Below are 16,943 nucleotides of genomic sequence, written 5' to 3'. Positions count from 1 at the left end.
AAAGACCCGACCTGTGCGGCCTGACCTGTCAGACCTGACGCGTCGAAGGGGCCGCCCCGGGGGGGGCGGCCCCTCAGGCGTGGGACGGGGCGCGACTCCGTCAGTGCGCGGGTTCGCCGGCCGTCGTGTCCGGTGCGGGACCGCTCGCCGCGACCGGTACGCCGTTCCTGGCCGGCCGGGGGATGGTGGCGGTGCCGCGCCGGTCACCGAGCCGGCGCTGTACGCCGCGCAGCAGCCGTGCCGCGGTGAAGGCCGCGCCGTACACGAAGCGCATCGACGGGCCGTACGACGGCGCGGTCAGCAGCCCCGCGAAGAACAGGCCGGGCCAGGACGATTCGAAGCCGGAGCTCAGCTCGGGGGCGCGGCTGCCGCCCACCGTCCGCAGCGTGGTGCGCACCCGGGGGTGGAGCAGCCGCAGCCGGCCGAGGTCGGGTGTGAAGCCGGTCGCCGCCACCACATGGGCGGATTCCAGGGTCTCGGTGCGGCCATCCGTATGGGTGAGATGGAGCCGCACCCCCTCGCCATGGGGAGCCGCGGCCCGGATCCGGTGGCCCAGCAGGACCGGCACCGTGGGCTCGAAGCGCTCCCGCAGCCACCAGGCGCCGGCCGGGCCCAGCGCGGTCTCCGCGATCTGCACCCGGGTGGCAGAGGGCAGCCGGCGCACCGCCCAGGGGATCTCCGACCACACCCAGCTCGGCCAGCCGGTGCCCAATCCGCAGTGCGGGTCGCGCAGCGCGCGCAGGAAGCCGCGCTCCAGCGGCTGCGGCACGGTGTCCCAGTGCAGCCGGTCGGCGCGGGCCACGACGCGGGGCCGTGCGCCCTGTTCGGCCAGCAGGGTCGCGGTCTCCAGCGCGGCCTGCCCGGAGCCGATCACGGTGACGTCCTGGCCGGCGAAGCGGCGCAGATCGCGGTGGTCGCTGCTGTGCGAGGCGAGTTCCGGGGGCAGTTCGAGCAGCGGCCAGGGGCGATTGACGAACGGCATCACGCCGACGGCGAGCGCGACGTTCCGGGCCAAGATCAGCTCCCCGGTGTCCGTCTCCACCTGGAAGCCGTCGTCGTCCGGGCGTACGGCGGTGACGGTGACCTCCTCGATCCGGGGCACCGCCCGCTCGCCGAACCATCGGCCGTACGCGGTGAAGGTGTCGAGCGGCAGCGGGACGCCGTGCTCGGCGGTGAGGTCGTGGGCGGCGCAGTAGTCCGCCAGGGTGTGGCCGCCGGCCGGGTCGGACAGATTGGAGGAGCAGGGCTCGGACTTGAGGAGCATGCCGTCGGGCATGTGGTCGCGCCACGATGCCATCGGCCGGCCCAGGACCCGTAGCCGCAGTCCGGCCGCCGCCGCGTGTGCGGCGATCGAGAGTCCGTAGGGGCCGGCGCCCACCACCACCAGGTCGTACATGGGTGTTTCCTGCTCTTTCTCATCGTGCGGTCGTCAATGTCAGGGCCCGCGGCCGTCACGGCTGTTGAGGCGCGGCGATCGCGCCACGGTCGTCCAGGGGAAGGGGGACGGCCGGTCTGCCGATGCCGTCGGAGATATCGCGCGGCATGTCCGGCAACGGGGCGGGCGCCACCGTCCCGGCCGGGAGTTCGTATGCCCGGTGCAGGTACCGGGACCGGCCCACCGGACCGCGCGCCGATTCGACCACGGCATGGACCTCGATTCCCGCCCGGCCCGGTGATCCGATCGCGCCGAGGGTGCCGTGAGGAAAGGGATGGGGATCGAGGCGGAGCAGCAGTACGGGCACATCGGTATCGAACGACGACATGGTGGGGAAGCCTTCACTTCGATGGACCGTGTGGGGGACGGGATTCACCGATGGGCTATCAGAATGCGTTCGGGCGGGCCGTACGGGTTATCTCCTGAACGCCGTCAGGGGATCAGCGCGCTGACCTTCCGGCGTCCCCGGAGGAGTCACCATGTCCCGGCGAAGCCGGAGACCGGCGGGCACCGCAATCGGGGCGATCACGATCTGTCTGCTCGCCGCCGGTCCTCTCGTGTCCACCACCGGCCGCACCGGCGGCCCGCGCCCGGCCGTCCATCCGGCACCCGGCCGGCATCGCATCACCGTTGCCGGCCAACTCCCGGGTGGCGCACGCCAGATGCGCGGCGAACCGCTCCGGGTCGCGGCACGGCGCGGTCGTCATCGCACGGCTTCCCCGGCCGCCGGTACCGCCCCCGAGGCGGCCGCGGCGGGCGCCGGCGCCGGGACCACCCCCGCGCGCCCGGCCGAAGGCTCCGCCTGCTGCCGCTTCCGCCGCCGTACGAGCAGCAGCAGACCGCCCAGCAGGCCGCCCGCGCAGCCGCCCACCCCGATGGACAGCGGCACGGACGGTGAGACCGGGTCGGTCGGAGCCGAGGCGCGGGAGAGGACCAGCAGCGCGGCGCCGGTACGGGCGGCCGTGTCGTTGGCGGTCCGGGTCAGCGAGCGGGCCACCGCGTTGGCGAGCTTCGCCGAGGTGCGCGGATCGTGCGCGGTGCCGGTGACCTCGATCATCGGGGCGTCCGGCGAGGTCATCGCGCGCACCCCGCCGCGCAGCGCGGCAATCGGTACGCCGAAGGCCTGGTGTGCGTCGGCGAGCACCTCCCCGCCGGTCGCGACCCGGCCGTAGGCCTGCGCGAGGCCGAGCGTGCCGGCGGGGTCGGAGCCCTTGGCGGGCACCACCACGACATAGCTGGTCGCTGTGTACCGAGGCGGCTCCAGCAGCCCGTACGACGCGCCGGCGGCCGCGCCGAGCAGCGCGCACAGCGGCAGCGGCCACCAGCGCGGCAGCCGGCGCAGCCGGGCCCGCAGCCGGCCGCCCGCCCGCCACGCTCCCGGTGCGGGCACGGTCGCCCCGTCCCTTCCCGTCGCCGTCTCTTTCCGCATGTTCTCGGCCATGGCGAGGCCTACCTGTTCGAGAGCTGGGACGGGGCGGGCGGCCGGGCCGGATCCGGCAGCGATACGCCCGGCGCTTCGAGCGCCACGGCCCGGCCCTGTGGCGGGGGCACCGCCACAGGGCTCCGCCACCGTGCCGGGGCGGCGGCCACGGCCTGCTCGTACACGGACATCAGCGCCTCGGCGCTGCGCGTGATGTCGTAGCGCCGCACCACCGGCGGGACCGGCAGCCGGCCCGGCCCGTGCCGCCGCAACTCCCGCAGAGCGGTGGCCAGTTCATGGACTCCGGGGCTGAAGCGGCGGGCGCCGGGTGCCTGGTCCTGGGGCAGTTCGTCCACCGCCGGGCAGCTGCCGTACAGCACATGCAGCCCGGAGGCGAGCGCCTCCAGGACGGCCAGACCGAAAGCCTCGTCCGGGGACGGTGAGACAAAGACGTCGATGGCCGCCAGCAGACCGGGGATGTCGGGCCCGGCGCCCGGCCCGTCGTCGGCGACCGGGTCGACCGGGCCGCCGCGCTCGCCCAGCAGATGGATCCGGTCGCCCGAACCGAACTGCTCCGCCATCCGCCGCAGCATCTCCCGCTCCGGCCCCTCGCCCGCCAACAGCAGGTGTACGCCCGGGAGTTGGGTCACCGCCCGGACCAGGACATCGAACCGTTTGCCGGGCACCAGCCGGCCGACACCGCCGACCACGAAGGCGTCCAGCGGCAGCCCGAGCCGGGTGCGGACCAGGGCGCGGGCGGCCGGGTCGAAGCCGAAGCGGTGCGCCTCGATGCCGTTGGGCACCACATGGATCCGCTGCTCCGGCACGCCCCAGCGGCGCAGCCGGGCGGCGACGGTGTCCGAGACGGCGACCGTCGCCGTCCCCAGCCGTTCGGTCGCCCGGTAGAGCGTGCGCACGCCACGGGTCAGCCGGCGGCCCTCGATGACCGCATCGCCCAGGGAGTGCTCGGTGGCGACCACGGCCCGTACGCCGGCCAGCCGGGCGGCGATCCGGCCGTAGACACAGGCCCGGTAGAGGTGGGTGTGCACCAGGTCGTAACCGCCGCCGCGGATCAGTCCGGTGAGCCGGGGGAGCGCGGTCAGATCGCGGTTGCCGGTCATGCCGAGGTGGGTGACGGGCGTGCCGTCTGCCTCGATGCCCTCGGCGACCGCGCCCGGATTGGTCAGGGTGATGACCTCGCACTGCGCGGGCAGCCGGCGCAGCAGCAGACGCAGCTGCTGCTCGGCGCCGCCCATGTCGAGGCCCGTGATGACATGCAGAACCTTCATCTGATGCCTCCAGTGGTGGCGGCCGGGGTGGTGGTCTCTTCGGCGGGGACGGGCGCGGGGGCGCGGGGCGGCGCAGGTTCAACGGGCATGGGCGAGCTTTCCTTTGACGGCGACGAGCAACGGCCGGACCTCGGGGGCCCGAACGGTCAAGGCGGTACCGGCGAAGGCGACGGGCACCAGCGGCGCGGCCGGCCGCAGCCGGCGCGGCGCACCGGCATCCGGAGTAAGGCCCAGCGCGAGCGCGAGCGCGGCCGTCAGGCCGTACCCGACGACCGTGGCCGTCCCCATGACGTCCAGCGGGCCGAAGGTGCCGACCGCCCGGAGGGCGCGCCCTATATAAGAGGCACCGGTCGCGGTCGGATACCGGTGGACTCCGCTCAGGACCGGCACGGCCGTACGGCTCAGCGTGGACGCCGGCGCGCCCGCGCTCATCTGTCCTCCAGCCGGAACAGCCAGGCCACCGTGCGCAGCATGATCCGGATGTCCTGCCACAGCGACCAGCTGTCGATATAGAGGTTGTCGAAGCGGGCCCGGTCCTCGATGGAGGTGTCACCGTGCAGCCCGTGTACCTGGGCAAGTCCCGTGATGCCCGGCGGCATCCGGTGCCGGGCGCCGTACTCGGCGTAGCTCCGGGTGAACTGCTGGACGAAGAAGGGGCGCTCCGGACGCGGTCCGACCAGGCTCATATGGCCCCGCAGGACGTTCCACAGCTGAGGCAGTTCGTCCAGCGAGGTACGCCGCAGCAGCCGGCCGACCCGGGTCATCCGGCCGTCGTCCGCCACGCTCCACCGCGTTGCCGCCTCGTGCGCGTCGCAGGGGGGCAGCGTGCGGAACTTCAGCAGGGTGAAGCCGCGGCCGCCGCGGCCGATACGTTCCTGCCGGAAGATCACCCCCGGCCCGTCGCCGAGCCGCACCGCCAGCGCGCAGCCCAGCAGCACCGGGGCCGCGGCCACCAGCGCGAGCGCGGCCAGCACGATGTCCAGTGCCCGCTTGGCCCAACTGCCGTGCCGTGGCGGTGCGGTGTCCAGCGGCCGGCAGGCGAAGCCCCACAGGTGGTCGGGGTCCGGATGCGGCGGGCGGCCCTCGCGGGCGGCCGCGGCGCCGGCCAGCCAGATGGCCGAGCCCTGGTCGATGAACCGGCGCAGCAGCGCGAAGGTGTGCGGGTCGGCGTACGGCGGCAGCGTGAACACCGCGTCCCGCACGGTGTGCTGGATGACGGCCCGGGTGATGTCCTGTGCGGAGGTGAGCCGCGGCAGCGGCAGTCCGACGCCGGCCGGGGGCGCGTCGGGCACGGCGGGCAGCATCGACGACGGCGTGACCAGGCCCACCGGGCTCATCCCGTACTCGGGGTGGGCGTGCAGTGCGGCGGCGAGCTGCCGCGCGGCCGGGTCGGTGCCGACGATCAGCGCCGCGCGGGGTGTGCGGCGGGCGGCGCCGCGGCGCGCCCGGTAGACCGCGCCCCGGCCGCCGCACCCCAGCACGGTGTGCGCCGCCACCGCGCACACCAGCAGGGCAAGCGGCAGCGCCTGCCCGGGGCGTACGGCGGCGACCACCGCGGCCGTCGCGCACCAGCAGACGGCGGCCCGGCCCAGCAGCGCCGGCAGATCGCCCAGCGCGCTCGGCGCGGGCCCGGGACGGTAGAGCCCGGCCCGGGCGTGGAGCAGCAGCAGTGTCAGGGCCATGGCGCCGAGCAGCGTCGGCGGGGTGTCCGGGCCCAGCACGAGGAGCGCGGTGCCCGTGGTGGCAAGGCAGTCGGCGGCCATCAGCGGGGCGACGGTCCGCCGCCGTACGCCGCGGCCGGGCCGGGGCGGCGGCAGGGTCTCCAGGCCCGGCCCGCGCGGCGGATGGACCGCGACGGTCGCCGGCCGGGGGGCCGCCGACGGGGGCAGGACCCGGGCGGCATGAGGTGCATCCGCGCTCTCCGTCGTCATCGCCTGATCCGCTCCCTGCTTTCCGTGCACGGCACACCGAGCAGTTCGCCGTACAGGTCGAGGACCGCCGCCGCGGTGCGCCGCACGTCGTGTCCCGCCCGTACGTGTTCCAGGGCCCGGCGGCCCAGCGCCAGGCGCAGCCGGGGATGCGTCAGCAGGTCACGTACGGCCCGGGCGAGGGCGGACGGGTCCGCGGGCGGCACCAGAGCGTGCGGCAGGGCCTCCGGCGGCAGGCTCTCCCGGGCCCCGCCCACATCGGTGACCACTACGGGGCGGCCGCAGGCCATCGCCTCCAGAGGGGGCAGCGCCATGCCCTCCCAGCGCGACGGCAGGACGACCAGATCCGCCGCCCGGTACCAGGGGACGATGTCCTCGGTCGCGCCCGCGAAGCGCACACCGGGCGGTGCGGCCGCATGCAGCCGCTCCCGGTCCGGCCCGTCGCCGACCAGCACCAGCCGGGCGTCGGGGACGGCCGCGCCGATCGCGGGCCACGCCCGCAGCAGCACCGACTGGCCCTTTTGCGGGCACAGCCGCCCCACGCACACCACCAGTGGCGCGTCCGGCGCCAGCCCGCTGAGTGCGGGCAGCGCGCCGCGCAGTGCCCGCCGGGCCGCGTCATCGCTGTACGCGGGGGAGTAGCGGTCCAGGTCCACACCGTTGCGGATCACCGCCCACCGGGCCGGCACACCCGCTTCGATCCCGCGCAGCCGCTCCGCCTCGCTCACACACAGCACCCGGTGCGCCCAGCGCGCGGCATACCGTTCCCAGCCGAGCGCCGGCCCCGCCACCGGCCCGCCGGCCCCCTCGAAGGGCCAGACGTGCGGCTGATGGACCGTCGGGATCCGGCCGCGTACCGCCAGCCGGGCGGCGAGCCCGGCCTTGGCGCTGTGCGTATGGACGAGGTCCGGGCCCAGGCGCCGGACCAGCCGGGCCAGCCGCCCGGTCTCACCGGCCAGCGCGGGCCCGGGGGAGCGGTGCGCGGGCCAGGAGGCGACCTCGGCGCCCGCCGCCACGGCCTCCCGGTGCAGCCCGCCGCCGGGCGGCGCGGCCACCACGGCCCGCAGTCCCGCCGCCACTTGGGCCCGCACCAGGTCGGCGACGACCCGGGCGACCCCGCCGTCGACGGGCTGGGAGACATGGAGCACCGTGGGCCGCTCTTGGGACTGCAGGTCTTGCGTCAGCACGCACTGCTCCCCTGATTACCGGGCTGACAGAACTCTCCGCGGGATGTGCGGTGGGCGCCGCTCAGCGCTTGGTGTCGGCCTGGACGAAGAGCGCGCCGAGCAGATATCCCCGATTGCCGGTGGTGAAACGGAAAGTGAGCTGATCGCCGCCGGACCGCAGTGCGGGCTTGATGGTGAATACGTCGGAATCAAATCCGAGGGTGTTCCGGTAAGCGGGCTGCCGCCTCGACTCCCGGCCGAATTCGGTGACCGTCGAATTCATCACGTCTGTCGCCGGGTTGGCGGTGTCCCGCAGTGCATGCGGGTGGCGGCGGTCGGTCTGTACGGAGAGCGAGTCCTTTCCGCGGCCGCGGTCGCCGTCGTACGCCACCACACCCACCCGGCCACTCGAATGCGCCGGGATCCGCAGCTCTTTCAGCCGCACCGAAAGCGCCCGGCGGTCCCCACCCAGCGACTCGAAGCCGTCCCACAGTGCGAGTGTGCGCAGCGGCAGCTTCTTGTTCTCGTACGCGGCCACCAGCGTCCAGCCGCCCCAGGCACCGGCCTTGGAGCGGCCCCTCGCGATATTGATCTGGCTCACCGTGTACGAGCCCGCGCCGCTCTTTTGCACCAGCTCGGTGACGTCCGCGGACGCCTGGAAGCCATCGGCCCTGGAGCCGGTGCGGTGGCCGGTCATGGTGTCGGCGAGCACCTTCTTGTACCGGCCGCCGGGCTCGGCGATCAGCACCCGGCCGTTGCCCTCGGCCGGCTTCCGCTTGCCGGCCCGCAGATTGCCGCTCCAGTAGAGCCGGGCGTAGCTCACCCGGGAGCCGGCCGGGATCCGCAGGTGCGCGCGGCTGGAGTTGTAGGTGCGGGTGTCGGAGTCGACGTCGATGTACGCCATCCGGTAGCGGCCGTTGACGCCGGCGCCGCCCTGCTGGGCCGCCGCGCACGGTGTGTCCGCGCGGCCGGCCGGCCGGCCGCAGGTGATCGAGGAGTTGGCCGCCCGCGCGATACCGCCGTGCTGCGTCACATGAAAGCGTTCCGCGAAAGGAATGCGTGCGGATTCCTTGGGAGTCGGCGCGGCCGCCGCCGAAGACAGGGCGGCCGACAATGCCAAGGACGCCAGCGCGCATACGACGCCGCGCCCGGTGCGGTCCATCGACTTCCGCATGTCTTCCTCTCCGCCTTCTATCAGTCAAACAGGAGAGCACTCTGACAGAAATCATGTTGGAAACCGCGGCAGGCACGCCGGATCCTGTCAGGGATTCCGATCAACGGAATACCGGACTTCGTCGATGTACCTGCTGTCTTCTGCCAAAAGGGCTAACGATTTCTCGTAAGAGGGAACGACCGCATCTCTGACTCATTCCGTTCGTTGTGACCGGGTGCCCCATTCGCGAACTGAAAGGAGAATGGGATGAAGCGGTTTGTTACGGCCGCCGCGATGGCTACGGCCAGCTGTGCCATGGTGCTAAGTGGCGCCGGCATCGCCTCTGCAGGTGATCACGGCCGTGGTCACCACGACCATCACGACCACTACCGTCACGACTCCCGTGGTCTGTACAACCACCGCAGTGGTGCCAACGCCGCCGGGTTTGCCGCGGGCTCCCCGGGCATCCTCAGCGGCAACAATGTCCAGGTTCCGATCAACATCCCGATCAACATCTGCGGTAACAGCATCAACATTCTCGCGGCGCTGAACCCGTCGTTCGGGACTGCCTGCGTCAATAGGTGACCCGCCCGCCGGTCCGGATGGACATCGGGCCGGCACGGGTCATGGTGTGCAGCTGGCGGATCACCCGTGACCTCGGTCGTGGGTGGTCCGCCACTCTGCTCCGCACGCCCGGCCCCCTGGCCTCCGGACGCCGCTATCGCGCTGACCAGCGGATACGGCAACCCGGACGCAGGCCATACTGGAGGGCATGGCGAAGAGCAGGCGTGGGCGCGGCGGCCCGGAGTCCGTCACGGAGACGGTGGACGGCGGGCTCGCGGAGCTACGGCCCGACCGGGACCGGCCGCGCGGCTGGACCCTGCTGATCGACGGCGCACCCCAGTCGCATGTCGATCTCGACGACCCGGCCTACCTGGACTTCTCCTACCAGCGGCGGCTCGGGCACATCGCCGACCTCGCCGGACCGCCCGGCAAACCGCTGCGCGCCGTCCATCTCGGCGGCGGCGCGCTGACCCTGCCCCGCTATGTCGCCGCGACCCGCCCGCGGTCCACCCAGCAGGTGGTGGAGATCGACGCGCCACTGGTCCAACTCGTCCGCCGGCACCTGCCGTTGGACGCCGGCTGGCGGATCCGGGTGCGCGGTGGCGACGCCCGCGCGGGTCTGGCGAAGATCCCGGACGGCTGGGCGGATCTGATCATCGCCGATGTCTTCGGCGGGGCACGCACGCCCGCGCACCTGACCAGCACCGAGTTCGTGGCAGAGGTGCGCAGGGCGCTGCGGCCCGGCGGCTACTACGCGGCGAATCTCGCGGACGGGCCGCCGCTGCGGTTTCTGCGCGGCCAGATCGCCACCGTCGGCACGGTCTTCCCCGAGCTGTGTCTGACCGCCGACCCGGCCGTACTGCGCGGCAAGCGCTTCGGCAACGCCGTCCTGCTGGCCGCCGACACGGAGTTGCCGATCGCCGAACTGACCCGGCGGGCGGCGACCGACCCGCAGACCGGCCGGGTCGAACACGGCCGTGCGCTGCGGGACTTCGCCGGGGGCGCGGCACCGGTCACCGACGCCACGGCCGTCGCCTCGCCCGCCCCGCCGGCGAAGACCTTCGACTGACGCCGGCCCCCCCGGGGCGGATCCGTCCTACGTCGCGTTGTTGCTGGTCTCCACGATCGGCGGATGCCCGTTCCAGGTGCAGATCACGGACGTATGCGCGGTGCCTCCGGTGAAGTCGACGCGGATCCACTGGTCCTGCTTCCACACCTGCATCTCCCAGCCCGAGTTCGGGGTCGCCGACACCAGCTCGGCGGACCGGTTGTCCAGGTCGAAGACGACCCGGCCGCCCGACGTGGAGTAGCTCTTGATCCGCCCGTCGGAGGCCGGTGCGGAGCTGCCCGGCGGGCTGGTGGCCGGGTGCTGCGGCCGGGTCGCGCCGGTGGGGGACGGCGTGGCCGATTTTGACGGTTTGTCATCGGTGTGCGACGGGCCGCGGCCGGCCGAAGTGGACGGTCTGGGACGGTGGGTGGAGGAGACGCGCGGTGAGGCACCGCCGTCCGCCTGCGCCCCCGAGGACGCCACCTGGTCGGAAAGGGGCAGCGCGCGCGGTGCGTCGTACGCCGTGCCGGACAGTACGGTGTGCACGCCGAACCACGACAGCGTGACCGCGGCGCCGGTCGCCAGAGTCCAGGCCGCCGCGTGAACCAGACCTCGTTGCATTTGGCTCATACTGCACCACCGTCCCACCCGGTCGCAGCCCGTCCACAACGGCGGAGGACACCGCTCCGGTGTCAATCTCAGGTAAAGAACCTGGCCCGAATGGCGTACGGTGCCGCCCATGGCAAGTGTGCTCGTGGTCGAGGACGACCAGTTCGTACGCTCGGCCCTCATCCGGCATCTGACCGAGGCCGCCCACACGGTACGCAGCGTCGGAACCGCTCTGGAGGCGCTGCGCGAGGTGGCGCACGTCGGATTCGACGTCGTCATTCTCGACCTCGGCCTGCCCGATCTGGACGGGGGCGAGGCGCTCAAGATGCTCCGCGGGATCACCGATGTCCCGGTGATCATCGCCACCGCCCGGGACGACGAGGCGGAGATCGTGCGGCTGCTGAACGACGGCGCCGACGACTACCTCACCAAGCCGTTCTCCGTCGAGCACCTCTCGGCCCGGATGGCGGCCGTACTGCGCCGCTCCCGGGCCACCGCGGCCGGCGCGGAACCGCCCTCACGAGTGATCCAGGTCGGCGGTCTGTCCATCGACCCGCTGCGCCGACAGGCCGAACTGGACGGCGTAGCACTCGATCTGACCCGCCGGGAGTTCGACCTGCTGGCCTTCCTCGCCGGGCGCCCCGGCGTCGTCGTCGCGCGCCGGGAACTCCTCGCCGAGGTCTGGCAGCAGTCCTACGGCGACGACCAGACCATCGACGTCCATCTGTCCTGGCTCCGCCGAAAACTGGGCGAAACCGCGGCCAAGCCCCGCTATTTGCACACCCTGCGGGGTGTCGGCGTGAAGCTGGAGCCACCGCGGTGAGATGGGCCCTGGTCAAGGTGGCGCTGGCGGTCACCACGATGGTCGTGGTCGCCTTCGCCGTCCCGCTCGGGCTCGTCGTCAAGGAGCTGGCCCGTGACCGCGCCTACGGAAGCGCCGAACGCCAGGCCGCCACCATCGGCCCGGTCCTCGCCATCACCACCGACCGCACCCAGCTGGAGCGGGCCGTGGCCAGCGCCGAGACCGGTCCCGGCGGCCGGATCGGCGTCCATGTCCCGGCCGGCGGCAAGAGCGGCACGCCCGTCGAGATCGGCTCCCGGCGTGCCGCGCCGGCGGATGTGGCGGCCGTCGTGAAGCTCGGCCGGGCCTCCATCTCCCCGGTCCCCGGCGGCTCTTCGCTGCTGCAGCCCACCGCCGTCGCCTCCGGCATCGCGGTCGTCGAGGTCTTCGTCCCCGACGCCGCGCTGACCAACGGCGTCACCACCTCCTGGGTGGTACTGGCCGGCGTCGGCCTCGCCCTGATCATCGGCTCGGTCGCGGTCGCCGACCGGCTCGGCACCCGGATGGTGCGGCCGGCGGAGCGGCTGGCCGGCGCCGCCCACGACCTCGGCAAGGGCAAACTCGGCGTACGCGTACCGGAGGACGGCCCCAAGGAGCTGCGGTCCGCGGCCAGCGCCTTCAACTCCATGGCCGACCAGGTCGTCCAACTGCTCGCCAACGAACGCGAACTGGCCGCCGACCTCTCACACCGGCTGCGCACCCCGCTGACCGTGCTCCGGCTCAACACCGCCTCGCTCGGCGACACCCCGGCCGCCGAACAGACCCGGGCCGCCGTCGAACAACTGGAGCGCGAGGTCGACCAGATCATCCGCACCGCCCGTGAGCAGAAGGCCCAGACCCGGCAGGCGGCGGCCGCGGCCGGCTGCGACGCCGCCGAGGTGATCCGCGAGCGGATGGCCTTCTGGTCGGCGCTCGCCGAGGACGAGGGACGCACCGTGCGCATCGCCGGCGCGGACCGCCCCGTACGCATCCCCGTCGCCCGCCCCGAACTCGCCGCCGCCCTGGACGCGATGCTCGGCAACGTCTTCCGGCACACCCCCGAGGGCACCGCCTTCGCGGTCGATGTCCACAACGCGGAAGACGCGGTGATCGTGCTGGTCTCGGACGCCGGCCCCGGCATCGCCGACCCGGACGCGGCGCTGCGCCGCGGCTGGTCGGGCGGCGGCCGGGGGCACCCCCACCCAGCGGCAGCCGGGGGAGGCTCCACCGGCCTCGGCCTGGACATCGTGCGGCGGCTGGCCGAGTCCACCGGCGGTGACGTCCGCATCGGCCGCTCCGTCCTCGGCGGCACCGAGGTGCGGGTCTGGCTGGCGCTGGACGACCGGCGCGCCCACCACGGCGTACGACGCGGCCACCGGCTGCGCCGCACACTCGGCTCCCGGCGGCGGCGGACGGCGCGAGCCGGCAGCTCCTGAGCGGGCCGCGCACCGGCTCCTGACCGGGCCGCGCACCGGCTCCTGACCGGGCCGCGCACCGGCTCCTGACCGGGCCGCGCACCGGCTCCTGACCGGGGCACGTGCCGGTGGCTCTTAACCACCCCCTTCCGCTTCCTTAAGGCCGCCATAATTCCGCCAACCTCCGTACCGAACCAGGCATTTGTCCGTTTCCCGGCCGCTAGCGTGCGGGACGCACCACGGTGCACCCCAGCCCCCCACGTGACGACAGGCAGGCACGAGATGAGTTCCTCGGCACACCGCCGGCGTATGAGCCGCACCACCAAGCTGATCACCACCGGCGCGGCGGCCGTGGTCGCGGCCGGCGGTGCCTTCGCCGTCGCCGGTTCGGCCATGGCCTCCAAGGCGCCGCAGCGCACCGACGCCCCCGCGAAGGCCGCGGCCGGCTTCGCCCCGTTCGTCGACACCTCCCTCGCCCCCGCCTACGACCTGGCCGACACCGCCAAGAAGACCGGGGTGAAGAACTTCAACCTCGCGTTCATCACCTCCGGCGGCGGCTGCAACCCCAAGTGGGGCGGCTCCGGAGAGCTGGGCAACGACCCGGTCGCCCAGCAGATACCCGCGCTGCGCAAGGCCGGCGGCGACGTCCGGGTCTCCTTCGGCGGCGCCAACGGCTCCGAGCTCGGTGTGGCCTGCGGCTCCGCGAACGAACTGGCCGCGGCCTACGGCAAGGTCATCGACCGGTTCAAGCTCACCAAGGTCGACTTCGACATCGAGGGCGGCGCGCTGCCCAACACCGCCGCCAACACCCGCCGCGCCCAGGCCATCGCCCAGCTCCAGAAGAAGCACCCCGGCCTGGATGTGTCCTTCACCCTGCCGGCCATGCCCGAGGGCCTGACCCAGGACGGTGTGAACCTGGTCGCCGACGCCAAGAAGAACGGCGTCAAGACCTCCGCCGTCAACATCATGGCGATGGACTACGGCGCCTCCTACAGCGGCGACATGGGCACCTACGCCACCCAGGCCGCCACCGCCACCCAGGGCCAGATCAAGAAGGCGCTCGGCCTGAGCGACGCGGCCGCCTGGAAGACGGTGGCGGTGACCCCGATGATCGGCGTCAACGACGTCCAGAACGAGGTCTTCAAGCTCGAGGACGCCACCCAGCTGGTGAAGTTCGCCAAGGACAAGCACCTGGGCTGGCTGTCGATGTGGTCCTCGACCCGCGACAAGGCCTGCGAGGGCGGCACCTCCCCGTCCGCGCAGCCGACCTGCAGCTCCATCGAGCAGGGCCCGCTGGCCTTCACCAAGGCGTTCGGCGTGTACACCGGCTGACCCCCACCGGCGATCCGGGCGCCGTCCCGGACCGTCCGCCCCCGGGCGGGGCGCAGCGGGCCTTCCCCCCACCCGCTGCGCCCCGCCGCTTCTTTCGCTCGCGCCGGCCCTCCCGTACGCGGCAACTGCTCAGCCCGCGCCGCCCCGTACCGTCACCCGGAAGGTGATCGGGGTGGTGCCCGTCTGCCGCTGGAAGTACTTGCTGAAGTTGGTGGCATCGGCGAAGCCCAGCCGGTCCGCTATCCGGGCCGCCGACTGGTCGCCGTGTGCCAGCAGCCGCTTGGCCTCCAGGACCACCCGGCGGTCGATGAACTCCTTCGCCCCGACGCCCGCGGTGGCCTCGGTGGCACGGGAGAGGGTGCGCGGCGCGTACCCCAGCGAGCGGGCGTAGTCGGCGACCCGGCGACTGCGGGTGAAGTCCCGCTCCACCGCGTCCCGGAAGCGCAGATAGGTCTCGCTCGCCTCACAGGCCCCGCTTCCGTCCGCCGCCTCGCCCGCCGGCCCGCCCGGATACGCGGCCCGCAGCACCAGGACGGCCAGCAGATGCCGCAGCACCTCGATATGTATCTCCAGCGGCAGCCCGCCCAGCGCCCCGAACTCGCGGTGCAGCTGCCGCATCGCCTCGTCCAGACGCCGCGCCGCGGCACCCTCCGGATGCCGTACGGGTGGCCCGTACCAGTCCTCGATCCGGGCGGCGGCCGCGGTGGCCGGGTCCAGGAACCCGGCCTCGAAGAGCACCAGCCGCCCCTCCGCGCCCGTCAGATCACCGAAGTGCTGGACCTGCCCGGGGCGCGACCACAGCAGATCGCCCGGGCTCAGTACGTGCTCGCGGAAGTCGACGCTGTGCACCAGCCGGCCGCTGTCCAGGGTCAGCAGATGGTGGAAGCCGGGGCGGTGCGGGATGGACAGCTGACAGGCGTTCGCGCGCTCACGCAGCTCGGCGAGCGTCATCACCTCCACCCCCGCGGGCCGCCCGGCCGGCGCGGAGAACGCCACCTCCCGGATCTCCGGTACGGGCTCCACGCCCTCCTGTCGTTTTTTGACCATCACTGGTCCCCTCGCTACCCCGAAATGCCCCGCTGGTCCCCCTAGCGTAGAAGACGTCAGCACGGCCGCTGGCGGAAAACGGAAGTCCGTAGAGCCGGACACACAGCACAGCTGGGAGACCCACCATGTCCACGATCGCCATCTTCGGGGCCAACGGCACCATCGGCAGCCGCATCCTCGACGAGGCCCTCCAGCGCGGTCACCAGGTCACCGCCGTCGTCCGGGACCCCGCGAAGATCACCACGACCCACCCGAACCTGACCGTGACCACCGGCGACGTCCTCGACCCGGCCTCCGTCGCCGCCGTCGCCAAGGACCAGGACGTCCTGATCAGCGCGGTCGGCGGGGGTGACGGCCCGGGCCATCTCGCCACGATCAAGCCCGCCGCCGAGTCCCTCGTCGCCGGACTGCGCCCCCTCGGCGACGCGGCGCCCCGCCTGATCACGGTCGGCGGCGCCGGCTCGCTGCGCACCCCGGACGGCAAGCAGGTCTGGGACGCCGAGGGCCTGCCCGAGTTCCTGCTGCAGATCATGCACGCCCACGGCGACGCGCTGGACTTCTACCGCTCGGTCTCCGACGTGCGCTGGACCAACCTCAGCCCGGCCGCCTCCATCGAGCCCGGCGAGCGCACCGGCAGCTACCGCACCGCCACCGACGATCTGGTCACCGCTGCTGACGGGAGCAGCCGGATCTCCACCGAGGACTACGCCGTTGCCGTCCTCGACGAGGTCGAGCAGCCCCGTCACCTCGGCGAGCGCTTCACCGTCGGCTACTGAGCCGCGCGCCCGCCCCCTATAGCCGCCCGTCCCCTTATATACGCCAAGGCCCCCGACCTGAGGTCGGGGGCCTTGAAGTGGGGTGAGTAACGGGACTTGAACCCGCGACATCCTGGACCACAACCAGGTGCTCTACCAGCTGAGCTATACCCACCATGACCGGTGCTGTGTGGTTCTTTTTCCCCACCGGCTGAGAAAAAGTGTACAGGGTCCGGAGGGGTGCTCGCGCCCAGGTTTCGAGTCCCGGTGCGAGGGCGTGTCGTGTGGGTCCCCGCAGATCCGCGGGGACCCACACGACACGCTCCGGCTGCCTTGCTACGAAGTGGCCTGCTGCGGCTCGGCCGGCAGGACGTACTTGGCGGCGATGGCCTTGGCGGTCTCCGAGTCGGGGCCGGGCTGCGGCACGAAGACCGCCTCCCGGTAGTAGCGCAGCTCCGCGATGGATTCGCGGATGTCCGCCAGCGCCCGATGGTTGCCGTTCTTGTCCGGACTGTTGAAGTAGGCCCTCGGGAACCAGCGCCGGGCCAGTTCCTTCACGGACGAGACATCGACGATCCGGTAGTGGAGGTAGCTCTCCAGCGTCGGCATGTCACGCAGCAGGAAGCCGCGGTCGGTGCCGACGGAATTGCCGCACAGCGGCGCCTTCCTCGGGTCCGGCACATGCTGCTTGATATACGCAAGCACCTGCGCCTCGGCCGCCTCCAGCGTCGTCCCGCCGTCCAGCTCCTCCAGCAGTCCGGAGGCGGTGTGCATCTGGCGCACCACCTCCGGCATGGTGCCGAGCGACTCGGCCGGAGGGCGGATCACCACATCCACCCCGTCGCCCAGCACATTCAGCTCTGAGTCGGTGACCAGTGCGGCCACCTCGATGAGCGCGTCATTCGCCAGCGAGAGTCCGGTCATCTCGCAGTCGATCCACACCATGCGATCGTTCATACATC

General features: G+C 73.0%; 16 protein-coding genes, 1 tRNA gene and 1 pseudogene. 6 read left to right on the top strand and 12 right to left on the bottom strand.

Going from position 1 to position 16,943, the window contains the following annotated elements:
- Positions 1 to 100: 100 nt before the first annotated feature.
- From KI385_RS17280 to KI385_RS17245, 8 genes are all read right to left on the bottom strand, one after another.
- Positions 101 to 1,396: an NAD(P)-binding domain-containing protein gene (locus KI385_RS17280; RefSeq protein ID WP_238573093.1), complete on the bottom strand. Its 1,296-nt coding sequence runs from the start codon at positions 1,394 to 1,396 to the stop codon at positions 101 to 103.
- A 55-nt stretch (positions 1,397 to 1,451) separates the two neighbouring features.
- Positions 1,452 to 1,763 (bottom strand): hypothetical protein, encoded by a 312-nt coding sequence (locus tag KI385_RS17275; protein ID WP_238573092.1) that lies wholly within the window; start codon positions 1,761 to 1,763, stop codon positions 1,452 to 1,454.
- A 375-nt stretch (positions 1,764 to 2,138) separates the two neighbouring features.
- A complete protein-coding gene (locus KI385_RS17270; protein WP_238573091.1) occupies positions 2,139 to 2,876 on the bottom strand; it encodes a YveK family protein in 738 nt (245 codons plus the stop codon).
- Positions 2,877 to 2,884: 8 nt separating this feature from the next.
- A complete protein-coding gene (locus KI385_RS17265) occupies positions 2,885 to 4,144 on the bottom strand; it encodes a glycosyltransferase (protein ID WP_238573090.1) in 1,260 nt (419 codons plus the stop codon).
- Positions 4,145 to 4,222: 78 nt separating this feature from the next.
- Positions 4,223 to 4,576, bottom strand: coding sequence for a hypothetical protein (locus tag KI385_RS44600; protein WP_425356917.1), 354 nt, complete (start codon positions 4,574 to 4,576; stop codon positions 4,223 to 4,225).
- Positions 4,573 to 6,075 (bottom strand): exopolysaccharide biosynthesis polyprenyl glycosylphosphotransferase, encoded by a 1,503-nt coding sequence (locus KI385_RS17255; RefSeq protein ID WP_238573089.1) that lies wholly within the window; start codon positions 6,073 to 6,075, stop codon positions 4,573 to 4,575. Before KI385_RS17255 ends, KI385_RS44600 begins: the two co-directional genes overlap by 4 nt.
- Entirely contained in the window at positions 6,072 to 7,256 is a 1,185-nt protein-coding gene (locus KI385_RS17250) for a glycosyltransferase family 4 protein (protein WP_425357078.1), read from the bottom strand. Before KI385_RS17250 ends, KI385_RS17255 begins: the two co-directional genes overlap by 4 nt.
- A gap of 64 nt (positions 7,257 to 7,320) precedes the next feature.
- Complete coding sequence (locus KI385_RS17245) at positions 7,321 to 8,412, bottom strand: DUF3344 domain-containing protein (RefSeq protein WP_238573087.1); 1,092 nt, start codon at positions 8,410 to 8,412, stop codon at positions 7,321 to 7,323.
- A 246-nt stretch (positions 8,413 to 8,658) separates the two neighbouring features.
- Here KI385_RS17245 and KI385_RS17240 point away from each other — a divergent pair, with 246 nt between their 5' ends.
- Entirely contained in the window at positions 8,659 to 8,976 is a 318-nt protein-coding gene (locus KI385_RS17240; protein WP_238573086.1) for a chaplin, read from the top strand.
- 187 nt (positions 8,977 to 9,163) lie between these two features.
- Entirely contained in the window at positions 9,164 to 10,024 is an 861-nt protein-coding gene (locus KI385_RS17235; protein ID WP_238573085.1) for a spermidine synthase, read from the top strand.
- A gap of 27 nt (positions 10,025 to 10,051) precedes the next feature.
- Here the strand turns inward: KI385_RS17235 and KI385_RS17230 are convergent, their stop codons facing one another.
- The gene (locus KI385_RS17230) at positions 10,052 to 10,633 is read right to left on the bottom strand and encodes a hypothetical protein (RefSeq protein WP_238573084.1); all 582 of its coding nucleotides are present in this window, start codon (positions 10,631 to 10,633) and stop codon (positions 10,052 to 10,054) included.
- Between the two features lie 109 nt (positions 10,634 to 10,742).
- Between KI385_RS17230 and KI385_RS17225 the strand changes: the two genes are divergently transcribed.
- From KI385_RS17225 to KI385_RS17215, 3 genes and pseudogenes are all read left to right on the top strand, one after another.
- The gene (locus KI385_RS17225) at positions 10,743 to 11,435 is read left to right on the top strand and encodes a response regulator transcription factor (protein WP_238573083.1); all 693 of its coding nucleotides are present in this window, start codon (positions 10,743 to 10,745) and stop codon (positions 11,433 to 11,435) included.
- Positions 11,432 to 12,868 carry a sensor histidine kinase gene (locus KI385_RS17220; RefSeq protein WP_238573082.1) on the top strand — a complete coding sequence of 479 codons (1,437 nt, stop codon included), beginning with the start codon at positions 11,432 to 11,434 and terminating at the stop codon, positions 12,866 to 12,868. Before KI385_RS17225 ends, KI385_RS17220 begins: the two co-directional genes overlap by 4 nt.
- A gap of 417 nt (positions 12,869 to 13,285) precedes the next feature.
- Positions 13,286 to 14,179, top strand: a pseudogene (locus KI385_RS17215) (chitinase); the annotation flags it as partial.
- A 129-nt stretch (positions 14,180 to 14,308) separates the two neighbouring features.
- Here KI385_RS17215 and KI385_RS17210 read toward each other — a convergent pair.
- Positions 14,309 to 15,226 carry a helix-turn-helix domain-containing protein gene (locus tag KI385_RS17210; RefSeq protein WP_238573081.1) on the bottom strand — a complete coding sequence of 306 codons (918 nt, stop codon included), beginning with the start codon at positions 15,224 to 15,226 and terminating at the stop codon, positions 14,309 to 14,311.
- 125 nt (positions 15,227 to 15,351) lie between these two features.
- Here KI385_RS17210 and KI385_RS17205 point away from each other — a divergent pair, with 125 nt between their 5' ends.
- Positions 15,352 to 16,002 (top strand): NAD(P)-dependent oxidoreductase, encoded by a 651-nt coding sequence (locus KI385_RS17205; protein WP_238573080.1) that lies wholly within the window; start codon positions 15,352 to 15,354, stop codon positions 16,000 to 16,002.
- A 78-nt stretch (positions 16,003 to 16,080) separates the two neighbouring features.
- Here the strand turns inward: KI385_RS17205 and KI385_RS17200 are convergent.
- Both KI385_RS17200 and orn read right to left on the bottom strand, forming a co-directional pair.
- A tRNA-His gene (locus KI385_RS17200) sits at positions 16,081 to 16,156 on the bottom strand.
- 161 nt (positions 16,157 to 16,317) lie between these two features.
- Positions 16,318 to 16,938, bottom strand: a complete 621-nt coding sequence (orn, locus tag KI385_RS17195) for an oligoribonuclease (protein WP_238573079.1) — start codon at positions 16,936 to 16,938, stop codon at positions 16,318 to 16,320.
- Between the last annotated feature and the right edge of the window lie 5 nt (positions 16,939 to 16,943).

The organism is Streptomyces inhibens (genome assembly GCF_022221585.1).
Classification (GTDB): Bacteria; Actinomycetota; Actinomycetes; order Streptomycetales; family Streptomycetaceae; genus Streptomyces; species Streptomyces inhibens.
Note: the sequence above shows the minus strand (reverse complement) of the source record. Positions and strands in the feature narration are given on the sequence as shown.

What these genes read in the sequence shown, in the direction of transcription:
- KI385_RS17280 (WP_238573093.1), bottom strand. Translation starts at nt 1,396, where the DNA reads ATGTACGACCTGGTGGTGGTGGGCGCCGGCCCCTACGGACTCTCGATC.
- KI385_RS17275 (WP_238573092.1), bottom strand. Translation starts at nt 1,763, where the DNA reads ATGTCGTCGTTCGATACCGATGTGCCCGTACTGCTGCTCCGCCTCGAT.
- KI385_RS17270 (WP_238573091.1), bottom strand. Translation starts at nt 2,876, where the DNA reads ATGGCCGAGAACATGCGGAAAGAGACGGCGACGGGAAGGGACGGGGCG.
- KI385_RS17265 (WP_238573090.1), bottom strand. Translation starts at nt 4,144, where the DNA reads ATGAAGGTTCTGCATGTCATCACGGGCCTCGACATGGGCGGCGCCGAG.
- KI385_RS44600 (WP_425356917.1), bottom strand. Translation starts at nt 4,576, where the DNA reads ATGAGCGCGGGCGCGCCGGCGTCCACGCTGAGCCGTACGGCCGTGCCG.
- KI385_RS17255 (WP_238573089.1), bottom strand. Translation starts at nt 6,075, where the DNA reads ATGACGACGGAGAGCGCGGATGCACCTCATGCCGCCCGGGTCCTGCCC.
- KI385_RS17245 (WP_238573087.1), bottom strand. Translation starts at nt 8,412, where the DNA reads ATGCGGAAGTCGATGGACCGCACCGGGCGCGGCGTCGTATGCGCGCTG.
- KI385_RS17240 (WP_238573086.1), top strand. Translation starts at nt 8,659, where the DNA reads ATGAAGCGGTTTGTTACGGCCGCCGCGATGGCTACGGCCAGCTGTGCC.
- KI385_RS17235 (WP_238573085.1), top strand. Translation starts at nt 9,164, where the DNA reads ATGGCGAAGAGCAGGCGTGGGCGCGGCGGCCCGGAGTCCGTCACGGAG.
- KI385_RS17230 (WP_238573084.1), bottom strand. Translation starts at nt 10,633, where the DNA reads ATGAGCCAAATGCAACGAGGTCTGGTTCACGCGGCGGCCTGGACTCTG.
- KI385_RS17225 (WP_238573083.1), top strand. Translation starts at nt 10,743, where the DNA reads ATGGCAAGTGTGCTCGTGGTCGAGGACGACCAGTTCGTACGCTCGGCC.
- KI385_RS17210 (WP_238573081.1), bottom strand. Translation starts at nt 15,226, where the DNA reads ATGGTCAAAAAACGACAGGAGGGCGTGGAGCCCGTACCGGAGATCCGG.
- KI385_RS17205 (WP_238573080.1), top strand. Translation starts at nt 15,352, where the DNA reads ATGTCCACGATCGCCATCTTCGGGGCCAACGGCACCATCGGCAGCCGC.
- orn (WP_238573079.1), bottom strand. Translation starts at nt 16,938, where the DNA reads ATGAACGATCGCATGGTGTGGATCGACTGCGAGATGACCGGACTCTCG.